At 66.8% G+C, this 19502-nt stretch carries 19 protein-coding genes; 5 read left to right on the top strand and 14 right to left on the bottom strand.

The window, feature by feature from the left end; genetic code table 11:
* Window positions 1–7: 7 nt before the first annotated feature.
* The 10 genes from A5624_RS09090 to A5624_RS09050 all read right to left on the bottom strand — a co-directional run bounded on the left by A5624_RS09090 (window position 8) and on the right by A5624_RS09050 (window position 11895).
* Entirely contained in the window at window positions 8–835 is an 828-nt protein-coding gene (locus tag A5624_RS09090) for a mycofactocin-coupled SDR family oxidoreductase (protein WP_066864846.1), read from the bottom strand.
* The gene (locus tag A5624_RS09085; protein ID WP_066864843.1) at window positions 832–2400 is read right to left on the bottom strand and encodes an NAD(P)/FAD-dependent oxidoreductase; all 1569 of its coding nucleotides are present in this window, start codon (window positions 2398–2400) and stop codon (window positions 832–834) included. Before A5624_RS09085 ends, A5624_RS09090 begins: the two co-directional genes overlap by 4 nt.
* Window positions 2393–3010, bottom strand: coding sequence for a TetR/AcrR family transcriptional regulator (locus tag A5624_RS09080; RefSeq protein ID WP_066864840.1), 618 nt, complete (start codon window positions 3008–3010; stop codon window positions 2393–2395). The genes A5624_RS09085 and A5624_RS09080 overlap by 8 nt, the downstream gene beginning before the upstream one ends.
* Window positions 3011–3064: 54 nt before the next feature.
* A complete protein-coding gene (locus A5624_RS09075; RefSeq protein WP_066864837.1) occupies window positions 3065–5893 on the bottom strand; it encodes an RND family transporter in 2829 nt (942 codons plus the stop codon).
* Window positions 5890–6333 carry an MmpS family transport accessory protein gene (locus A5624_RS09070; protein ID WP_197497969.1) on the bottom strand — a complete coding sequence of 148 codons (444 nt, stop codon included), beginning with the start codon at window positions 6331–6333 and terminating at the stop codon, window positions 5890–5892. Before A5624_RS09070 ends, A5624_RS09075 begins: the two co-directional genes overlap by 4 nt.
* 205 nt (window positions 6334–6538) lie before the next feature.
* Entirely contained in the window at window positions 6539–6964 is a 426-nt protein-coding gene (locus A5624_RS09065) for a hypothetical protein (protein WP_066864831.1), read from the bottom strand.
* A gap of 36 nt (window positions 6965–7000) precedes the next feature.
* Window positions 7001–7174 carry a hypothetical protein gene (locus tag A5624_RS28530; RefSeq protein WP_197497970.1) on the bottom strand — a complete coding sequence of 58 codons (174 nt, stop codon included), beginning with the start codon at window positions 7172–7174 and terminating at the stop codon, window positions 7001–7003.
* Between the two features lie 31 nt (window positions 7175–7205).
* Entirely contained in the window at window positions 7206–8696 is a 1491-nt protein-coding gene (locus A5624_RS09060) for a hypothetical protein (RefSeq protein WP_066864828.1), read from the bottom strand.
* A gap of 176 nt (window positions 8697–8872) precedes the next feature.
* The gene (locus A5624_RS09055) at window positions 8873–11317 is read right to left on the bottom strand and encodes a glycogen/starch/alpha-glucan phosphorylase (RefSeq protein ID WP_066865222.1); all 2445 of its coding nucleotides are present in this window, start codon (window positions 11315–11317) and stop codon (window positions 8873–8875) included.
* 254 nt (window positions 11318–11571) lie between these two features.
* Window positions 11572–11895, bottom strand: a complete 324-nt coding sequence (locus A5624_RS09050; RefSeq protein ID WP_082972124.1) for a multidrug efflux SMR transporter — start codon at window positions 11893–11895, stop codon at window positions 11572–11574.
* Window positions 11896–11952: 57 nt separating this feature from the next.
* On the opposite strand from A5624_RS09050, the gene A5624_RS09045 reads away from it, so the two are divergent.
* Genes A5624_RS09045 through A5624_RS09030 form a run of 4 tightly spaced genes read left to right on the top strand, consistent with a single transcriptional unit; the run spans window position 11953 to window position 15139 of the window.
* Window positions 11953–12876 (top strand): alpha/beta fold hydrolase, encoded by a 924-nt coding sequence (locus A5624_RS09045; protein ID WP_066864822.1) that lies wholly within the window; start codon window positions 11953–11955, stop codon window positions 12874–12876.
* A complete protein-coding gene (locus tag A5624_RS09040; RefSeq protein WP_156748954.1) occupies window positions 12873–13310 on the top strand; it encodes a DoxX family protein in 438 nt (145 codons plus the stop codon). The genes A5624_RS09045 and A5624_RS09040 overlap by 4 nt, the downstream gene beginning before the upstream one ends.
* 60 nt (window positions 13311–13370) lie before the next feature.
* Window positions 13371–14177 carry an SDR family NAD(P)-dependent oxidoreductase gene (locus A5624_RS09035; protein WP_066864819.1) on the top strand — a complete coding sequence of 269 codons (807 nt, stop codon included), beginning with the start codon at window positions 13371–13373 and terminating at the stop codon, window positions 14175–14177.
* Window positions 14174–15139: a phosphotransferase family protein gene (locus tag A5624_RS09030; protein WP_066864815.1), complete on the top strand. Its 966-nt coding sequence runs from the start codon at window positions 14174–14176 to the stop codon at window positions 15137–15139. The genes A5624_RS09035 and A5624_RS09030 overlap by 4 nt, the downstream gene beginning before the upstream one ends.
* A gap of 14 nt (window positions 15140–15153) precedes the next feature.
* On the opposite strand, the gene A5624_RS09025 is transcribed toward A5624_RS09030, so the two are convergent.
* Window positions 15154–15399 carry a hypothetical protein gene (locus tag A5624_RS09025; protein WP_066864812.1) on the bottom strand — a complete coding sequence of 82 codons (246 nt, stop codon included), beginning with the start codon at window positions 15397–15399 and terminating at the stop codon, window positions 15154–15156.
* Between the two features lie 171 nt (window positions 15400–15570).
* Between A5624_RS09025 and A5624_RS09020 the strand changes: the two genes are divergently transcribed.
* Window positions 15571–16254 (top strand): MspA family porin, encoded by a 684-nt coding sequence (locus tag A5624_RS09020; protein WP_066864809.1) that lies wholly within the window; start codon window positions 15571–15573, stop codon window positions 16252–16254.
* A 13-nt stretch (window positions 16255–16267) separates the two neighbouring features.
* Here the strand turns inward: A5624_RS09020 and A5624_RS09015 are convergent, their stop codons facing one another.
* Genes A5624_RS09015 through A5624_RS09005 form a run of 3 tightly spaced genes read right to left on the bottom strand, consistent with a single transcriptional unit; the run spans window position 16268 to window position 19500 of the window.
* Window positions 16268–17563, bottom strand: coding sequence for an acyl-CoA dehydrogenase family protein (locus A5624_RS09015; RefSeq protein WP_066864806.1), 1296 nt, complete (start codon window positions 17561–17563; stop codon window positions 16268–16270).
* Window positions 17564–17584: 21 nt separating this feature from the next.
* Complete coding sequence (locus A5624_RS09010) at window positions 17585–18727, bottom strand: CaiB/BaiF CoA-transferase family protein (RefSeq protein ID WP_066865216.1); 1143 nt, start codon at window positions 18725–18727, stop codon at window positions 17585–17587.
* On the bottom strand, window positions 18724–19500 hold the full coding sequence (locus A5624_RS09005; RefSeq protein ID WP_066864804.1) for an enoyl-CoA hydratase/isomerase family protein: 777 nt from the start codon (window positions 19498–19500) through the stop codon (window positions 18724–18726). Before A5624_RS09005 ends, A5624_RS09010 begins: the two co-directional genes overlap by 4 nt.
* Between the last annotated feature and the right edge of the window lie 2 nt (window positions 19501–19502).

Below are 19502 nucleotides of genomic sequence, written 5' to 3'. Positions count from 1 at the left end.
TCTCTTATCAGATCTTCAGGTAGCCCTTGTCGGCGGGAATTTGCGCGGCCGTCACAAGCGACGAGGCGTCGCTGGCGAGCCACAACACGATGTCGGAGACCAGGTTCGGGTCGGCCAGTGAGTCAGTGGGCAGCGCGCCGGGGGAGAAGCTGTGAATGTAGGTCTGGTTGTCGGCGAAGAGCTGCCACATCGAGGGGTCGTTGCCCATGGGCGTGTCGGTGCCGTACGGGTGCACCGAGTTGACGCGGATGCCGTATCCACCCAGTTCGACCGCCAACGAGTTCGTCAGCCCGACCACGCCGAACTTGCTGGCGCAGTAGTGACCGCATCCCGGTACGGCCTTGATGCCCGCCGCCGAGCTGATGGTGATGATCGAGCCCCCGTTGCCCGCCTGAATCATCGCCGGCACGGTCGCTTTGATGGTGTTCCAGACTCCGGTCAGGTTGGTGTCGAGGACGTCTTGCCATTGCTGCGCCGAAATCTCCCACAGCCGGCCCCAATTGAGCACGCCGGCGTTGGCGACGACGATGTCCAGGCGGCCGAATTGGGTGATCGCGTCGTCGACGAGCCGTTGTTGCCCCGCCGCGTCGCGGACGTCGACCTGCGCGGCCAGCATCTTGCGGCCTTCGCTTTCCACCAGGCTCGTCGTTTCGGCCAGGTCCTCCGGCGTCGCGGCCGGGTAGCCGTTGTTCGCCGCCACCGGGCCGCACGCGTCGATGGCCACGACGTCCGCCCCGGCCCGGGCCAGCCGCACGCAATGCGAACGGCCCTGTCCGCGCGCGGCGCCCGTGACGAACGCGACCCGGCCGGCCAACGGTTTGTCGTTGTCGCTCATGCTATCTGGGCCTTCCGGGTCGGGGCCGCCTCGCACGGCGCGGCGGCGCGGGAAAACTCGTAGTCGGACAGTGCCGACTTGCGCGCGAAGCGCCGCGAGGCGGCGATCGTTTGCGGCCGGTGATAGACGGTGTCGCGCTGGGAGTTGATGAAATACGTGGACAACCCCGGATTGCACTCGGTGAAGTACAGGTGGGCCGTTTTTGCGCGGCGCCGCATCAGCGCGTTCCACCGCTGGAACGCTTGGGGTTTGACGCGCACGACCTCGGTGCCCTGCCGGCGCGCGACGTCGATGATCCGGACCGCGTGGGCGGCCATCGTCTCGACGAAGTCCGGCCACGCGAAGCCGACGAAGCCCAGCGGCCCGACGATCTCCCACCGGTTGGGCAACTGCGGGTGCGCCGTGCCGGCATAGGCGTGCAGGCCGTGCGTGCGGTAATACTCGCCGAGGTCGAATCCGGCTGTGCCCACCACGGTTCCGGGTCGATAGGTCTCCGGGTCCGTCCACAGCTCGTAACCGGTTGCCGCGACTATGAGGTCGGCGGGATGTTCGACTCCGTCGACGGTACGGATGCCGGTGGCGGTGATTCGATCGATGGCGGTGGTGATCAGGTGGGTGTTCGGATTGTTCAGTGCCGGCAGGAAGCTGCTGGAGATCACCGGCCGCTTGGCGAGGATCCCGTATCGCGGGACGAGCGCGGCGCGGGTGGCCGGGTCGTGCACCACCGCCCGCAGCAGCAGCCGGTACAAGGCGCGGCAGTACGCGTCGTACAACGGCATCGTGCGAACCAGGACGCGCTGCGGCAGCCGCGACAGCAGGTGGACGATGGGCGCGATCATCGCGATGTCCATTGCCCATCGTCCCGCCGAGTTGACGGCGCCGACCACGCCGGGCACCCGCAGGAACCGACGCATCAGCGGGGGAATGTCAAAGTCGATCTTCGGCAGCACCCAGGCCGGTGTGCGTTGGTACACCTCGAGATTGGCAGCCTGACCCGATAGGGCGGCGGCGATCTGGACACCGCTGGAGCCGGTGCCGATCACCGCGACGCGCTTGCCGCGCGGGTCGTAGCCGTCGTCCCAGGCGTTGGGCCGCAGGATGGTGCCGGCGAAGTCGTCGATTCCGTCGATGTCGACGCGCTGCTTGGCGTTGACATAGCCACCCACCGAGCTGATGACGAAACACGCTGTGACGCAGGGCTTTCCCTCGATGTCGAGGTACCAACGCTGCGTCGTGTCATCCCAGGACTGGCGCAGCACGTTGCAGCCGGTCTGCAAATGGTCGTACAGATGCAGCGACCGGGCGGTGTCGCGGAAATAGTCGTAGAGCTCGCGGCCCGGGGCGAAGAAGCGTGACCAGTTGGGGTTCGGCGCGAAGGAGAGCTGATACCACAGGCTGGGGATGTCCACGGCCAGGCCGGGGTAGTGGTTGTCGCGCCAGGTGCCACCGACGTCGTCGCCGCGCTCCAGGATGACGAAGTCGAAAATCCCCTGCTGGCGCAACAGGTGCCCGGCGGCGATGCCGCCCGGGCCGGCTCCGATGACGGCGACGTCGTAATCAGCCATCTCGTCTCCTCTCGCTTCCGGTGAGTCCGGCCACGATGTGGTCGGAGACGAATTTGCCGACGGCGCGGGGGCTTTCCAGATTGACCACCATCGGCGGCAGCAGTTCGAAGCTGAGCAGCACGCGCACGATCCATTCCGCGGCGTGCCGGGGATTGACCGACTTGCCGACTTCGCCCCGGCGCTGGGCGGCCCGGACCAGCGGCGCCCAGAGGTTGATGGAGCGCTGCATGAGGTCCTCGCCGAGGTTGTCGAGCAGCAGGACGATGAGGCTCTGATTGAACCCCTTCGGGCCCAGCGGGTCTGAGGTCTGCCGGTGTTTGCAGATCACGTTGGCGGCCGCGGCCACCTGGCCGGCGAGGTTGTCTTGCCGCTGCACTTCGGCCGCCATGGTGGTGATGAAGCCGGTGGCGAGTTCGTCGAGCGCGGTTTTCAGTGCGGTTTCGCGGTTTCCGAACGCGTTGTGCACGGTCCCGCGCGACACGCCGGCGATTTCGGCGACGGCGGTCAGGTTGAACTGGCGGGGGCCCAGCCGGCGCAGCGTGCTGGTGGTGGCCGAGAGCAGCGACGGTGAGACCGCGCGGATCGTCTCACGTGGCGTCGTCGTCGACATGTGAACACATTAACGAGATGTGTTCAATCCGGTCAACGATTCGTCAGATCCGCATCAATGCTGTGGCAGCGGACGGGGGCGTACCAGCGTCGGCCACCAGAACCACGGCCCCAGGATCCGCAGGATGGAGGGCACGACGAACGAGCGCACGATCAACGTGTCCAGCAGCAGGCCGATGCACACGGTCGATCCCACCTGACCGATGGTCCTCAGATCGCTGGTGAGCATGGCCAGCATGGTGAAGGCGAACACCAAACCGGCGGAGGTCACCACACCGCCGGTGCTGCCGAGCGCGCGGATCAGGCCGGTGTGGATCCCGCCGTGCAGCTCCTCTTTGACCCGGTTGATCAGCAGCAGGTTGTAGTCCGATCCGACGGCCACCAGGATGATGAACGTCAGCGGCAGCACGAGCCAGTGCAGATGCAGGCCGACCAGGTGCTGCCAGAAAAGGATGGACAGGCCGAACGCCCCGGCGTAGGAGAAGGCCACGGTGCCGGGAATCACCAAGGCCGCCACCAGGCTTCGCGTGATGAACAACATGATCAGGAAGATCAGCACGAAGGCCGCGATCGCCGCGATCAACAGATCCGACATCGCGTATTGCTTGATGTCCTTGTCGTTGGACCCCGAGCCCCCGATATACACCCGGGCGCCGGCCAGCGACGTCTCTTTGAGGATCGTCTTGATCGCGTCGGGGAACTGCTCGACGTGCTCCACGCCTTCGGGTCCCATCGCGTCACCCTCGTGGGTGACGATGAAACGGGCGGCTTTGCCGTCCGGCGACATCATCAGCTTCATGCCCGCCTTGAGGTCCTCGTTGTCGAAGGCCTCGTGCGGGATATAGAAGTAGTCGTCGCTGCGGGACCTGTCGAAGTCGTTGCCGACGTTGATCGAATCGTCGAAGGTCTGCTCGGTCTGGATGGACTGCAGGTCGGCCGAGCCGTAACTGTTGACCAACTTCAGCTGCAGCGCCTCGGTGTCATCGGCGGTGGCCTTCAGTTGGGCGATGATCTGCGGGAAGGCCTTGTCCACCTCCGCGAGGGAGATTTCGGCCTTGTCGATATCTTCGGCCAAGTGGTCGATGTGATCGATGGTGTCCCACAGCGATCGGAACGCCCAGCAGATCGGGATGTCGAAACAGTGTTTCTCCCAATAGAAGTAGCTCTTGATGGGCCGGAAGAAATCGTCGAGGTTCGAGACTTCCTCGTTCATTTCGTTGCTGACCCGTTTGAGGTCCTCGACGGTGAGCACCGTCTGGTGCAGTTCGTCGGACACCTTCTGGAAGAAGCCGATCTCTTTGCGTAGCACCGCCACGGAGTGCGCCTGGATCTCGGCCTGCGCATCGGTGTTGGAGTTCTGCTCCCTGTTGAACGGGAGTTGTTGACCGTTGCCGCTGCCCTGCGTGGTGAACAGGTAGGGAATGCTGGCGTGTTCGAGCGCCCGGCCTAACGGCCGCGTCATGCCCTGCACCATCGCCACGCCGTGCAGCCGGATCAGCGCCCTGGCGACGCGGTCCAGCGAGATGAAGTCGGCCGAGTTGCGCATGTCGTGATCGGTCTCGACCATCAACATCTCGGAGAACAGCTTGCTCTTGGGGAAGTGCCGATCGGCGGCCTGGAAACCGAGATTCGCAGGCGCACTGGCAGGTTGGTACTGGCGATCGTCGTAGTTCTGCCGGTAGCTCGGCACGAAGATCGCGCCGAGCATGACGACGGCGGAACTGGCCACCAGGATCGGCACCGGCCAGCGCACCACGCTGGCACCGATGCGCCGATAAAGCCGCCCGTGGACGTTGGTTCTCGGGTCGAACATCCCGAACAGGCTGCCCACGGTCAGCACCGCCGGGCCCAGCGTCATCGCCGCCGCGATGGTGAACAGCATGGTGATCGCGACGGCCGGCCCCATGGTATGGAAGTAGTTGAGCCGCGCGAACGTCAGGCAGTAACAGGCGCCGGCGATCGTCAGTCCGGAGCCGATGATGATGGGTGCCACGCCCTTGTAGGCGATGTAGAAACTGTCCTCCCGGCTCTCACCGGCCTGGCGCGCCTCGTGATAGCGGCCCATCAGGAAGATGCCGTAGTCGGTTCCGGCCCCCAGGGTCAGCGCGATGACGATGTTCACCGCGAACGACGACAATTCGATGTATCCGTAATGCCCGAGGGTCGAGACGATGCCCTTGGCGACAAGCATTTCGATGAGGACGCCGAGCAGGGGCACCAGCAGGGTGGACGGGGTGCGGTACACCAGCAGCAACATCACGACGATGAGGATGATCGTCACGATGGTGACGTTGTTCAGGCTGGCGTTGGCGATGGTGAGCGTGTCGGAGGCCAGCGGAGCCGCACCGCTGACATAGACCTTGAGGCCCGGCGGAGGCGTGTCCTTCTTGATGATGTCGCGGACGGCGTCCACGGACTGGTTGGCCTGGATCTGGCCGATGTCACCGGCGAGACGAAGGAGCACATAGGTGCACTTGCCGTCGACGGATTGCGCGCCGGCCGCGGTGAACGGTTTGCCCCACAAGTCCATCACGTACTGGACGTGCTTGGTGTCGTTCTGCAGGCGGCGCATCAAATCGTCGTAGTACCGGTGATCCTGGTCGCCCAGTCGCCGGTTCGCCTCGAAGACCACCATGGTCAGATTCGTGGAGTTGGATTCGTGGAACTTCTCGCCGATGTGCAGCAGCGCCCGCTGCGAGGGCGCGTAATGCGGAACCATCGGCCCGGCGAGCTCTTCGGCGACCCGTTCCACTTGGGGCATAAAGGTATTGGTGGTGACCGCGAGCAGGGCCCAGAACAAGATGATCGGAATCGCCAGGGCGCGCACCATTTTCGGGATGAACGGACGCTTGACCCTGGGATCCTCGAGGCGATGCTCGGTCATGCCGACTTCACCCTGCACTGGACGTCGGCGTCCTGATGATCGCCCGATTGTTCGTCGCGGATGACGCCGTCCACCAGCATTCGGCAACCGACCTGACCGCCGTGGACGTGCACCGAGATGCTGCCGGACGCCACCGTGAGCGTGGTGGTCTCCGTGTGGGACCACGGCAGGGTGGTGATGTCGACCTGATGCGGATGACCGTCGATGTCGACGTAGACCAGTTTCCCGCCCTGGCCGGCGTCGCCGAACACCTCGTAGGTGATCCGCTTGATGTTGAACTCCTCGGGTGCCTGCGGACCGTTGACGGTGATGACCGGCTCCGGTTCGGAGAACTGATGCACCTTGTACATGCAGAGCAGACCCACGCCGACCGCGACCACGGCGACCAACGGCATCCAGGTTCGCGCCAGGACGGTCCGACCGACGAAACGAGGGCTCATTCGATCACCTCTCGCGACCCGGTCCGGACATCGTGTTCGTGCCCCCCGCCCTCGCCCTCGTGCCCGCCAAATAGTAGACGGTCATGTGCTCAATTGACACATCATGGTGCAAAGACTCCGGACAGCGCAACCCGGACACGACCTCGAAGGCCGGCCGGCCCACCCGGGCGCCCGGTGGGCGCCGCACGTCCGGTCTCGTCGTGCGTCAGGCCAGCTTCTTCAGCCGCCGCCGCAACCGCGCGCTGCGGCGAATCTGAATGGCCAGGTTTGTCGAGGTCAACATGGGGATCACCCCGAGGAATGTGCGCTCCGAGGGCGTCGCTCCCTGCAGGTGGTAGAGACTGCCGAAGACGAAGAAGCAGCCGAGCATGAACAACGCGCCCGGGATGCACAGGGTCATCAACGAACCGCGATCGGCAACGACCTGCTTGGCGTAGTCCACCTCGTCGCGCGACATCGGTTTGCCCTTGCGGACCTTGTGCAAAACCGCTTTGGCGCTGCCGATTTCTTCACTGACCGGAGCAGTCGTTCGGCGCTCCAAGCGATTTACGTGCACGGCGGCGACGGCGGCCAGCGCCACGGCCAGGACGAGGGTGACCAGGGTCAGCAGACCGTAGAGATACGTGCTCATTTTCCAGTCCTTGCTCCGCTGTTGGACTTCCGAAGACTATTGCCGGTCCCTGATCACATCCCGGACGACGAGCCCGAGCAGGACGATCAGGCCGAGCGGCACCAGGAGCCTGAAGACGATCGAGGCGTGGCTGTACAGCAAGCAGTAGGCGACCGTCCCGATCACCACCATGGTGAGCAGGATCGCGCGATTGATCTTGTCCGTACTCATTGCAGGAACCTAACTTCTCGACGGCGAGACCTCAAAACCCGAAGTCGCCACCGCCGCCGGAATCGGAACCGCCGCCGCCGAAATCCGATCCGCCCCCGAAATCGGAGCCGCCGGAATCCCAGCCGCCGCCGGAGTCCCAGCCACCGTCGAAGCCCACGTCACCGCCGCCGGAGTAGGTGGCGTCGTTGCCCGCGAATCCGACGTCGGCGCCACCGGAGTCCTGGTAGCCGCCGGTGAACCCCACATCGGCCGGCGGGCTGTCGTAGCCGGCTGCCTGTCCGCCGTCATAGCCGTAGCTGTTGGCATCGGCGAACGCGGAGTCGCGGCCGGCCTCGAAGCCGCGCTCGTAGCTGCCGCCCCAATGGTCGTCCAGCAACGCGTCCATCAGCAGCACGTCGGTCAGCGCCCACGTCCAGCCGGGACCCCAGAACGCGTACGGGTAATAGCCGGGGTAGAAGAACATTCCGTTGTGGTAGCCGCCGCCGTAGTAGTGCGGGTAACCCGGCTGCGCGGTGGTGCTGTAGTTGTTGTTGTTGATCGTCACCGTTTCGCCGGTGTCCGGATTCTTGGCCCGCACGGTGGCCTGCTTGCGGTCGTCGGCCGGGACAGAAGTCACGGCCGCGACGTCGGGTTGGCGCGGGTCGAGCTTCCGGTTGGCCTTGGCGACCGTGGACTCGACCACCCGCAGATGCGCCCGCGCGGAGCCGTAATCGCCCTTCTCGTAGGCCTTTCGGGCGTCGTACAGGCTGGCGTTGGCTTTCAGCGACTCGGCGCTGACATCGGCGCCGCCGGTGGTGAGCACCGCGTTGTCCAGGTCGCTGACGTTCGACGTGGCCGCGATCAATTCCTGCTTGATTTCCTCACGTGCCTCGGAGTCCTTGCGGTGCTTACGATTTCGGCCGATCGCGAACCAGAACAGGCCGGCCATGGCCAGCGCGATGCCGAAGATGACCAGCGTGACCTTCAGCCACGCCCACTCGTCGTGCTTTTGGTGCGCGACTTCAGAGGTGGTCGCCGGTCCGGCGGGGCTTGCATTGGCGCTCGCCAGCCTGGCGACGAACGCGCTCGTGGCGCCGTACGGGTCGTTGCGATGATCCCTCGCCGACTGATTCATGAATTGGTCGACGTTGTCGGCGATCGCCTTGGGCACGTTGTAGGCGCGCACGTGGTAGCCGCGAGCGTCGATGACGAGGATGACGCCGCTGAATCCGGCGTTGCGGCCCAGCATGGCGGTGTGTACGGCGTCGGCGGTGGTGACCCCGCTCTGGGCGGGCGACACCGCCGCCACCCAGACCGGTGGGCCCGCGCTCCACCGCCACGAGCTGGTGAGAATCTGCTGGTTCAGCTTGTCGGGATTCTGCAGCGGCGGTCTGGCGCCCGGATCGACCACCACATGCGTCTGGGCGTCGAACCTGCTCACCAGCTGGTCGGTGTAGGTGTCGGCCGAAGCGGTCGGCACCAGCAGCATGGCCAGTGCCACGGTCAACGGGACCAGGACAAGGCTGCGCAAGCGTGTGGTCACATCTCTCCTGCCACGAGTCGTTCTGTCGATCGCGGGGCCGCGACAACGTCCCAGTGCACCCTGCGCGTGAGCGCCCACCCTAGCCCGTTTCGGGCGGCTCTGCCGCGGGGCCGGGCGGCGCCGGTCGCGGCGGTGGTCGATGGCACGCCGGGCGCGGCCGGACTACCCGGCCGGCGCTAGATCTTGACCGTCAGCGGCCAGACGTTCCAGATCTCGTCGCAGTACTCGGTGATGGCGCGATCCGACGAGAACTTGCCGCTGCGCGCGGTGTTGAGGATCGACATCTTGGTCCACGACTCGCGATCCTGCCACGCGGCGCCGACCCGCTCCTGACAGTCCACATACGACGCGTAGTCGGCGCACACCAGGAAGGGGTCGTCGTAACGCAGGTTGTCCACGACGGGCTTGAACACCTCGGTGTCCCCGCGCGAAAACGTCCCCGCGGCAATCAGATCCAGCACAGCGCGCAGCTCGTCGTTGCCGTCGATGTAATCGCCCGGGCGATACCCGTCGGCCTTGACCGCCCCGACTTGCTGCTCGGTGAGCCCGAACAGGAAAAAGTTCTCCGGCCCGACCTCGTCGCGCATCTCGACGTTCGCCCCGTCCAGGGTGCCGATGGTCAGGGCCCCGTTGATCATGAACTTCATGTTCCCGGTGCCCGAGGCCTCCTTGCCCGCGGTGGAGATCTGTTCGGACAGATCGGCCGCCGGGTAGATCAGATGGGCGTTTTGCACGTTGAAGTTCGGCACGAAGGCCACCTGGAGGAACCGGTTCACGTCCGGGTCGGCGTTCACGGTTTCGGCGACCGCGTTGATGAGCTTGATGATCCGCTTGGCCAGGAAGTATCCAGGCGCGGCCTTGCCGCCGAAGATGAAGGCCCGCGGCGGGATCGACAGGCCGGGGTCACACTTCAGGCGATGATACAGCGCGACGACGTGCAGGACGTTCAGGTGCTGGCGCTTGTACTCGTGGATGCGCTTGACCTGGACGTCGAACATCCAGTCCGGGTTCAGTTCGACGCCGGCCACCGAGTGGACGTATCTGGCCAGGCGGGACTTGTTGTTGCGCTTGATGTCGCGCCACTCGCGCCGGAAGGCCGCGTCCTCGACGAACGGCTCGAGCCCGCGCAGCCGGCCCAGATCGGTCAACCAGCCGTCGCCGACCGTGCGGTCCAGCAGTTCGCGCAGCCCGGGGTTGGCCAGCGCGAGGAAGCGGCGCGGTGTCACGCCGTTCGTCTTGTTGCTGAACCGTTCCGGCCACATCTCGTAAAAGTCTTTCAGCACACTGCTTTTCAGCAGCTCCGAATGGAGGGCGGCGACGCCGTTGACGGCGTGGCTGCCGACGGTGGCCAGGTGCGCCATCCGGACATTCTTGCCGCCGTTCTCCCCGATCAACGACATCCGGGCGACCCGGTCCTCGTCGCCGGGGAAGCGGGCGCGCACCTCGTCGAGGAACCGGCGGTTGATCTCGTAGATGATCTCGAGGTGGCGCGGCAGCGACTCGGCGAACATCTCCAGCGGCCAGGTTTCCAGCGCCTCGGGCAGCAGGGTGTGGTTGGTGTATCCGAACGTCGCGACGGTGATGTCCCACGCCGCGTCCCAGTCCAGCTCGCGCTCGTCGACCAGCAGCCGCATCAGCTCGGCGACCCCGATGGACGGGTGAGTGTCGTTGAGCTGCAGGGCAAACCGCTGCGGAAGCTCCTTGACGGACACGTCGGCGAGATCGTCCATGATGTGCAGCACGTGTTGCAGCGAGCAGGACACGAAGAAGTACTGCTGCAGCAGGCGCAGCCGCTTGCCGGCCTCGGGTTCGTCGTTGGGGTAGAGCACCTTGGTAACGGTCTCGGATGTGACCTCGTCCTCCACCGCCTTGTAGTAGTCGCCGGTGTTGAAGGCCTCCAGAGCAAACGATTTGACGGCGCGCGCGCTCCACAGCGTCAGCACGTTGCAGGTGTTGACGCCGTAGCCCTGGATCGGCGTGTCATACGCGGTGCCTTTGAGCAACCGGCCCGGCACCCAGCGGACCCGATCGTGGCCGGCCCCCTTATCGGGGTCGGTGTAGTGCTCGGCGTAGCCGCCCCACTTCACCAGGAAGCTGACGTCGGGTTTGGCGATCTCCCAGGGGTTTCCGTTGTCCAGCCAGTTGTCGGTCTGCTCGACCTGCCAGCCGTCGTGGATTTCCTGGTCGAAGATGCCGAATTCGTAGCGGATGCCGTAGCCGATCGCCGGGCGCTCCAGGGTGGCCAGCGAGTCCAGGTAGCACGCGGCCAGCCTGCCGAGGCCGCCGTTGCCGAGCCCGGGTTCCTCCTCGCAGGCCAGCACCGTGTCGAGGTTTTGGCCCATCGCCGCCAGCGCCTCGCGAGCCGCCCGCTCCATCTGGAGATTCAGCAGGTTGTTGCCCAATTGCGGGCCCATCAAGAACTCGGCCGACAGGTAGCAGGTCACCTTGCGACCGAGGTCCAGCGAGGTCTGCGTGGAGGCCACCCGGCGGTCCTGCATGCGATCACGGACCGCCAGGGCGAGCGCGCGGTAGTAGTGCTCGGGGCGCAGGGCCGCCGCCGGACGCCCGATCGAATAGCGCAGGTGGTCGTTGATCGCGCGCTGGAGTGCGGCCGCGCTCATCCCGGTGCGCGAGTGCTCGATCAGGTCGGCCCGGGTGGGGTTGCCGGGGGACAGGCCATCGGAGGGCGTCTGATCGACATCGGTCATGGTGAGTCCTACTCGCTAGGGGGTGGCGGGCAGCACCGCCCCGGGCCGCTGCAATGCCCGGTGGCGACAGACCGTCAGTCTTGCAGCGATATTTGCACACCAGGCCCGCAATAGAGGTCGGAAACGTGAACGGGAGTCCACCTGCCGGCGACGAAATGGCCCCGCGGTCAGTGCGCGCCGGCCAGATTCAGCGTGACCACCCCGGCGATGATCAGCCCGACACCGGCGACCTTCGTCAGCGATATCGGCGAACCCAAGAACAGCACCGCGATCAGCACGATCAGGGCCGTACCGATGGCCGACCACAGCGCGTAGGCGACGTCGGTCTGCATGCCGCGCGAGATCGACACCGCCAGCAGCGCGAAGGAGACGGCATAACCGGTAAGGCACACGACGGTCGGCCACAGCCGGCTGAAACCGTCGGTGCTCTTGAGCAGGCTGGTCGCTATCACCTCTGCGAATATGGCGCCGAGGAGAAAGAGATAGGTCAAAACGCCTCCTTGCATACCCCTGTACAGGTACGTGTTTACCTCCAAGGATTACGCCGTATGACCCGCACCCCGCGCTCATTGACGTTCGATGTCGGCGAGGTGGCCGGGCAGCCGGCGTCGCTGGCGGCGACGTACTACCCCGCGCGCGACGTCGCCGACGCGGCCGCGCTGCTGGTATGTCTGCCGGGCGGCACCTACAGCCGCGACTACTGGGACCTCACCATTCCCGGCCACCACGGGTACAGCTTCGCCGGCTTCGCCACCGAGAACGGCTACGCCGTCGTGACCATCGACCCGCTGGGGACCGGCGAAAGCTCGCAGCCCACAGGCGATTTCGGCTTCAGCGATATCGCCGGCGCGCTGGCGCGAGCCGTCAGCGCGTTGCCGGACACCATCGGCATCGAGGCGCCGGCGATCGCGGTCGGGCATTCGCTGGGCGGGTACCTGGCCATCACCCAGCAAGCGCTGTTTCCCGGCTATGCCGGGCTGGCGGTGCTGGGTTGCACCAACCAGCACGTCGCGCCGTTGAACCTGGACGCGGCGTTCATCGCGCGTTGCGCCACGCCGCAAGGCCGCGCCGAGGCGGCCGCCGAAATACTGTCCGCGCTCGACAGGCCGTATTTCGAGGGGCCACGCGAGCACCTGCAGAGTTGGTTCCATCTCCCCGACGTTCCCGCCGACGTCGTCGCGGCCGACGCCAGCGCCGCCAAGTCGGTGGTACCGCGCGTGTTCGGCACGGCGATGGTCCCCGGCATCGTCGCCGAGCATGCGGCGCGCATCGACGTCCCGGTGCTGGTCGGTTACGGCGTCGTCGACGTCTCGCCGGACCCGCGCGCCGAGGCCGGGCTGTACCGGAGCAGCCCGGACATCACCACCCTGGTGGTGGCCGGCAGCGCGCACTGCCACAACATGGCGTCGAGCCGGCATCGGCTGTGGCGGCGCCTGCTCGCCTGGGCGGCGACCGTAGCCTGTCCCTCGTGAGGAATGGTCTCGACGCTCGCCTGGCCCGGCACGCTCCGGGGGTGCTGAGCCTGTTTCGCCTCGTCTACGGTTTGCTTTTCGCCGCGTACGGTTCGCGCAGCCTGTTCAATTGGCCCGTCCGCTCGCCGGTTGTCGTCGAGTTCGGATCCTGGCCCGGCTGGTATGCCGCACTGGTCGAGATCGTCGCGGGCCTGCTGGTGGCCGCCGGGTTGTTCACCCGCGCCGCCGCGTTCGTCGCGTCGGGGGAGATGGCGGTCGCCTACTTCTCGGTCCACCAACCCCAGGCGCTGTGGCCGGTCGCCGATCCGCCGGCCGGCAACGGGGGCGCGTTGGCCGTTCTGTTCTGCTTCGCGTTTTTCCTGCTGGTCTTCACCGGCGGCGGCAGCTACGCCCTGGACGCGCGACGCCGAATGCTTCCCCTCCGCCGGCGATAATGGCATTCTCTGATACGGAGAAGCCATTTCCGCAGGGCCGGCAGGCCGAGGAGGACGACGATGAGCGCGCAGCGGTGCGACGGGATGGTGGCCCTGGTCACCGGCAGCAGCCGGGGCCTGGGCAGGGCGATCGCCACACGGCTGGCCGAGCACGGGGCCACGGTGGCCCTGACCGCCCGCACGATGGACCCCGACCCCAAGTATCAGGGGTCGCTGAGCCAGACCCGCGACGAGATCGTCGCCGCGGGCGGGAAAGCCATTGCGGTCCAGGCGGATCTGTCCCAGACCGAAGACCGTGAACGGCTTTTCGCCGAGGTGGCCGGCGCGGTCGGCGCACCCGACATCCTGGTCAACAACGCCGCGGTGACCTTCCTGCGGCCCCTCGACGGGTTTCCCGAGCGGCGAGCGCGGCTGATGATGGAGATGCATGTGCTCGGGCCCCTGCATCTGTGTCAGCTGGCGATACCCGCGATGCGCGAGCGCGGACGCGGCTGGATCCTGAACCTGACCTCGGTCGGCGGTGACCTGCCACCCGGCCCGCCGTTCTCCGAGTTCGACCGCACGGCGGGCTTCGGCATCTACGGCACGGCCAAGGCCGCCCTCAACCGATTGACGAAAAGCCTTGCGGCCGAGCTGTACGACGACGGAATCGCGGTCAACGCCGCCGCCCCGTCCAATCCCGTGGCCACGCCGGGCGCCGGCACGCTCGACCTGGCCAAGACCGACACCGAGGACATCGCGTTGATCACCGAGACGGCCTTGCGGCTCTGCACCGGCGATCCGAAGACCCTAACCGGGCGCATCGCGCACACCCAGCCCTTCCTCGCCGAGGTCGGCTGGACGAGGACCGGCCCGCTGACGGGATGAGCCGAGCCGAGCTCGATCCGACCGAGCTGCGCCGCCGACTCGACGGCGCGGGCGTCACCGACGTCGCCCCGCTAGCCGGCGGCGCCTCCAGCCTCACCTTCGCGGGCAGCAGGGATGGCCGGCGGGTGGTGATCAAGGTGGCTCCGCCGGGCGTCGCACCCGTCGCGCATCGCGACGTGCTCCGCCAGGCCCGCATCATCAAGGCGCTCAAGACAACTCACGTTCCGGTCCCGGAGGTGCTGTGGGAAGATGCGGGGGACCCGCCCGGCACACCGCCGCTGTATGTGATGAGCCATGTCGAAGGCGATTGTGTGGAACCGTTGTTCGACGGCTGCCCGCATGTCGGCGGGCTGAGCGATCGATACCGGAACGCGTGCCGCGCGATGGCCGCGCTGCACAGGCTCGCGCCGGCGGACCTCGGGCTGGGCGATGAGCGCGTGGTCGACCCGGTCGCCGAAGTCCACCGGTGGTCCGACACGCTGCGGACCGTCGACCCGGCGCTGACCCCCGACTGGCCGGAAGTGTATGACGCGCTGCTCGATTGCGCGCCGCGTGCGATGGCGCCGCGTGTGGTGCACGGCGACTTCCGGCTGGGCAACCTGCTCGCCGCCGGATCGCGGGTCAACGCGATCATCGACTGGGAGATCTGGTCGATCGGCGATCCGCGCATCGATGCGGGCTGGTTTCTAATCAACTGCGACCCGGACACCTACCGGCGGGTCGACGCACCCGACGGTATGGTACCGCCGATCGACGAACTCACCGAGCTCTATGCATCCGAGTTAGGTTGCGAGATAACCGATTTGGCGTGGTTCACGGCGCTGGCGTGTTTCAAATCGACGGCGACCTGGTCGTTGATCGTCAAACACAATCGCCGCCGGGCGGCGCCGCGAGCCGAATTGGAAGCGATGGCAACGATTTTGCCGAGGCTGCTCGACCGCGCCCTGACGTCGCTAACTTAGTGCCCGCCGGAGCCTTACTGGCAGCGGACCAGAAGATTTTCGCAGATCATTCCGACATCGCCCGTATCGTTCACGGGCTGGCCTTCATTGGACGGATTGATCCAGGTGGTGGGAAACGGATTGTAGACGTCGTCCATGCCCGGCGGCTGGGGGCGGGGATCGACGTTCGGGTCCGCGTGGGCCATGCCGGCGCCGCTCGCCAGGGCGATGGCCGTCGTCGCGCAGACCAGCATTGCGCGAGTCCGGGTGCGAACCGTCATCGCCGCCTCCTCGGTTTCTGGCCGAATTGCTGGCTGCTGAAACGCCGATTCTACCGTTGACCGCATATCGCGTAACAGTTACAAACCCACAACGACTTCGGTGGGCCGCCCAGCAAATCTCGTGACTCGAAACGCCGGGTGCGTACGGTGTCGCCCGTGAGGCCGATTGCCGTGGTCGTTCGTCGCGCCCTGGTGGCCGCCGCCTGCCTGGCCGTTTCGCTGCCTACGGCGCCGTCGACATGCGCGGATCCCGACGCCGCCCCGGTTGCTGCGGAAGCGGCGCCGGAGGCGGAGGGAGCGATTCCCTCGAATCCCCCCGCAGTCCTGCACACCCCCGACGGCTGGACCCTCGGTCTGGGCGCCCGCGACGAGCAGCAGGTTCCGGTGGCACCGTTGACCACCGCGGTGTCGTCCCGCGAATACGTCGCCAGCGGGATATTCGTCGGCTCCCTCATCGGGCCGGGACCGCCCCAGGGCGTCCTCGAGGTGGGCTATGAGATCGGCTGTGGCATCGACATGAGCACGTCGGACGGCGTCACGATCGGTGGCAGCGCCGGCATCACCCCGGGTGTGACCGGACCGGTGACCGGAGTGCCGGGAGACGTGCTTCCGTTGGTCGTCGCCCCGATCGCGGGCATCCTCAACGTGGGGCTCAAGCCGGGCCTGGTCGTCGTGGTGCCGGTGGTCAAGAAACAGTTCAGGGCACCGAATCCCTGGGTGATGGTCAGCAACTTCCACGTCAAGATCGACGGTTGCGTGGGTGAGTCGTTCATCCGCTCCTACGCGGTGCTCAATCGAGTGACCGACCAATCCGATGTGGTGCTGTCCTACGTCGGCGTCACCAAGAAAGTCTGAGCGGGCTCGCCGCTCAGCCCCGGGGGATGCCCGCCAGCTTGGCGGCGAACTTGGCCTCGGCGGCCGCCCGCAACCGCAGCAGATGTTCGGAGGGAAACAGATCCGGCGCGGGTTCACGGTTCTTCAGCAACAGCCGGGCCAGCGTGACCTTGTGCACTTCGGTCGGACCGTCGGCCAGCCCGAGCACGAACGACTCGACCAGATACTGCACGAACGGCATCTCGTGGGTGGTGCCCAACGAGCCGTGCAACTGAAGCGCCCGCGATGACACGTCGTGCAGCACCTTCTGCATCATCGCCTTGACCGCCGAGATGTCGGCCCGAACGGCCTTGTAGTCGTTGAATTGGTCGATCTTCCAAGCTGTTTGGAGCGTCAGCAGCCGGAACGCCTCGATCTCCATCCAGGAGTCGGCGACCATCTCCTGCACCAGCTGCTTGTTGGCCAGCACCTCGCCCTGGGTGTAGCGCGACGCGGCCCGTTCGCAGATCATGTCGAAGATCCGCCGGACCAGTCCCACGGTGCGCATCGCGTGGTGAATCCGCCCGCCGCCCAGGCGGGTCTGCGCGACGACGAACGCCCCGCCGCGCGGCCCCAGCATGTTCTCGGCGGGCACCCGGACGTTGTCGTAGCGCACATAACCCTCACGCCCACCGCCGATCGGCTGGTATCCCAGCCCGACGTCGCGCAGCACGTTGATGCCGGGGGTGTCGCCGGGGACGACGAACATCGAGTAGCGCTCGTAGGGCGGCGCGTCGGGATCGGTCATCGCCATCACGATCAGGAACGACGCCATCGAGGCGAACGACGAAAACCACTTCTCCCCGTTGATGACCCAGTGATCACCGTCTTGTACGGCGGTGGTGCGGAACACCTTCGGGTCGGCGCCGCCCTGTGGCTCGGTCATCGAGAAACAGGAGATGATGCGGTTGTCCAGCAGCGGCTCCAGATAGCGCTCTTTGAGCTCGGGCGTGCCGTAGTGCGCCAGGATTTCGCTGTTGCCCGAATCGGGGGCCTGTGACCCGAAGACGATCGGCGCGCATTCCGAGCGCCCCAGAATCTCGTTGAGCAGCGCCAATTTCACCTGCCCATAGCCCGGACCGCCCAGGTGCGGGCCCAGGTGGGTCGCCCACAGCCCGCGCTTTTTCACGATGTCCTGCAGCGGCGGGATCAGCGCCTGACGCACCGGGTCATTGAGGTCGTGGGATTCGGTGACAATCAAGTCGATCGGCTCGCACTCCTCGCGCACGAAGCCTTCGACCCACTGCAGTTGTTCGGCCCACTCCGGGTCGGTGGAGAAGTCCCACGACATGTGTCGTCCTCTCTGGATCGGTCACTTTGCACTGCTCTGGGCCACCACGCCGGCATCCTCCAGCGCGGTGATGTCGTTGGCGGCCAGGCCCAGCTCGCGCAGCACCGCGCGGGTGTGATCGCCGGGAAGCGACGGAGGCGCGGGCGTGGCCGGACGGGTCCGGGAGAAGCGCGGGGCCGGTGCGGGCTGGGTGAGGCCGTCAAGCTCGACGAACGTGCGCCGCGCGACGTTGTGTGGATGTCGCGGCGCCTCGGTCAGCGAAAGCACCGGTGTCGCACAGCATCCCGGCGTGCCCAGCAGGCGCTCCCATTCGGCGCGGGACTTCTCGGCAAAGCGCGCGGCCAGTGCGGCCCGGTGGCCGGCCCACGCCGTCGGATCGTCGTCGTCGTGCGGCACGTCCACGCCGAGCCGATCGCACAGTTCGGCGTAGAACTTCGGCTCCATGGCGCCGACGGCCATGTGGCCCCCGTCGGCCGTGGCGTAGGTGCCGTAGAAGTGCGCGGCGCCGTCGAGCAGATTGTCCTGACGCCGGTCGCGCCACGTGCCCGCCGACAGCATGCCGAAATACGGTGCCAGCAGCGCGGCGACGCCGTCGACCATCGCCACGTCGAGGACCTGCCCCTGACCCGACTGGCGGGCCTCCAGGATCGCGCTGAGCAGCCCGACCGCCAATAGCATTGCACCGCCGCCGTAATCGCCGACGAGATTCAAGGGCGGCACCGGTGATTCGGCGGTGCCGATGGCGTGCAGGGCGCCCGTGAGCGCAAGGTAATTGATGTCATGCCCGGCGTGACCGGCCAAGGGCCCGTCCTGTCCGTAGCCGGTCATGCGGGCATAGACCAGCCGGGGGTTGCGCGTCCGCAACGCATCCGGGCCGATGCCCAGGCGTTCGGCCACCCCAGGCCGGTACACGTCCACGAAGGCATCGGCGTCGGCGGTCAGGCGGTGGACGAGGTCGCGCCCGCGTGGGTCCTTCACATCGGCGGCCAGTGACCGCTGGTTGCGGCGGACCGTGTGGTCGACGGGCGGCGGACCGTCGACACCGGCCAGCGCGTCGATGCGGATGACTTCGGCGCCCAAGTCGCCCAACAGCATTCCGCACAGCGGTGCGGGCCCCAAGCCGCCCATCATGACGATGCGCACACCGCGCAGCGGACCGGTCATGACGACCACTTCTTGCGGCGCTGCGCCGCCTCGTCGGTGGCGTGGGAAATCACCTGGTTGCGGTTTTCCAGTTCCATCGCCGACGTCAGGCTCGGGGCGTCGGTGTTGATTTGAAGGGCGCGCTTGGTCAGTTGCGCGCCCAGCGGGGCGTGGCCGGCGATCAGCGACGCCAGCTCGACCGCGCGGTCGGCCAGTCGGTCCGGCTCGACGACCTCACTGACCAGCCCGCGACGGTCGGCCTCGGTGGCCGAAACGGTGCGACCGGACAGCATCCAGTCGGCGGCCACGCTGGTGCCGACGATGCGCGGCAGGTGGTAGCTCATGCCCATCTCGGCACCCGAGAGCCCGAGCAGGATGGCGGCATTGGCGAAAGATGCTGCCGTCGAACAGATTCGGATGTCGGCGGCCAGGCACAGCGCGAGTCCGGCGCCAACGCAGGGGCCATTGACCGCGGCGATGACGGGCTGCGGCAACGCGCGCACCGCTTCGGCGAGGGCGGCCATCCTTTCCTGGAAGCGCATCCGGTCCAACGCGGGTGCGCTCGCTTCGAGCATCGAGGGGCCGAAGTCGCGCACGTCGATGCCCGCGCAGAACCCGCGTCCGGCGCCGGTCAGCACCACGGCGTGTACGGCCGGGTCGGCGGCCAGATCGCCGAGCCCGTCGCGCAATTCGGTCTGCATCGCCTCGTTGATGGCGTTGAGCCGCTGCGGGCGATTCAGCCGCAGGACGGCGACCCCGTCGCAGGGCCGTTCGAGGGACACGGTGTCCGCCATGT

The sequence above is a fragment of the Mycobacterium sp. 1482292.6 genome (assembly GCF_001672995.1).
In the GTDB taxonomy this organism is placed as follows: Bacteria; Actinomycetota; Actinomycetes; order Mycobacteriales; family Mycobacteriaceae; genus Mycobacterium; species Mycobacterium europaeum_A.
This window is presented reverse-complemented; position numbering and strand designations above follow the sequence as displayed.

What these genes read in the sequence shown, in the direction of transcription:
- A5624_RS28530 (WP_197497970.1), bottom strand. Translation starts at nt 7,174, where the DNA reads ATGAGTACGGACAAGATCAATCGCGCGATCCTGCTCACCATGGTGGTG.
- A5624_RS09055 (WP_066865222.1), bottom strand. Translation starts at nt 11,317, where the DNA reads ATGAGCGCGGCCGCACTCCAGCGCGCGATCAACGACCACCTGCGCTAT.
- A5624_RS09080 (WP_066864840.1), bottom strand. Translation starts at nt 3,010, where the DNA reads ATGTCGACGACGACGCCACGTGAGACGATCCGCGCGGTCTCACCGTCG.
- A5624_RS09085 (WP_066864843.1), bottom strand. Translation starts at nt 2,400, where the DNA reads ATGGCTGATTACGACGTCGCCGTCATCGGAGCCGGCCCGGGCGGCATC.
- A5624_RS09030 (WP_066864815.1), top strand. Translation starts at nt 14,174, where the DNA reads ATGAGCCGAGCCGAGCTCGATCCGACCGAGCTGCGCCGCCGACTCGAC.
- A5624_RS09070 (WP_197497969.1), bottom strand. Translation starts at nt 6,333, where the DNA reads ATGAGCCCTCGTTTCGTCGGTCGGACCGTCCTGGCGCGAACCTGGATG.
- A5624_RS09045 (WP_066864822.1), top strand. Translation starts at nt 11,953, where the DNA reads ATGACCCGCACCCCGCGCTCATTGACGTTCGATGTCGGCGAGGTGGCC.
- A5624_RS09015 (WP_066864806.1), bottom strand. Translation starts at nt 17,563, where the DNA reads ATGTCGTGGGACTTCTCCACCGACCCGGAGTGGGCCGAACAACTGCAG.
- A5624_RS09090 (WP_066864846.1), bottom strand. Translation starts at nt 835, where the DNA reads ATGAGCGACAACGACAAACCGTTGGCCGGCCGGGTCGCGTTCGTCACG.
- A5624_RS09005 (WP_066864804.1), bottom strand. Translation starts at nt 19,500, where the DNA reads ATGGCGGACACCGTGTCCCTCGAACGGCCCTGCGACGGGGTCGCCGTC.
- A5624_RS09010 (WP_066865216.1), bottom strand. Translation starts at nt 18,727, where the DNA reads ATGACCGGTCCGCTGCGCGGTGTGCGCATCGTCATGATGGGCGGCTTG.
- A5624_RS09065 (WP_066864831.1), bottom strand. Translation starts at nt 6,964, where the DNA reads ATGAGCACGTATCTCTACGGTCTGCTGACCCTGGTCACCCTCGTCCTG.
- A5624_RS09075 (WP_066864837.1), bottom strand. Translation starts at nt 5,893, where the DNA reads ATGACCGAGCATCGCCTCGAGGATCCCAGGGTCAAGCGTCCGTTCATC.
- A5624_RS09025 (WP_066864812.1), bottom strand. Translation starts at nt 15,399, where the DNA reads ATGACGGTTCGCACCCGGACTCGCGCAATGCTGGTCTGCGCGACGACG.
- A5624_RS09035 (WP_066864819.1), top strand. Translation starts at nt 13,371, where the DNA reads ATGAGCGCGCAGCGGTGCGACGGGATGGTGGCCCTGGTCACCGGCAGC.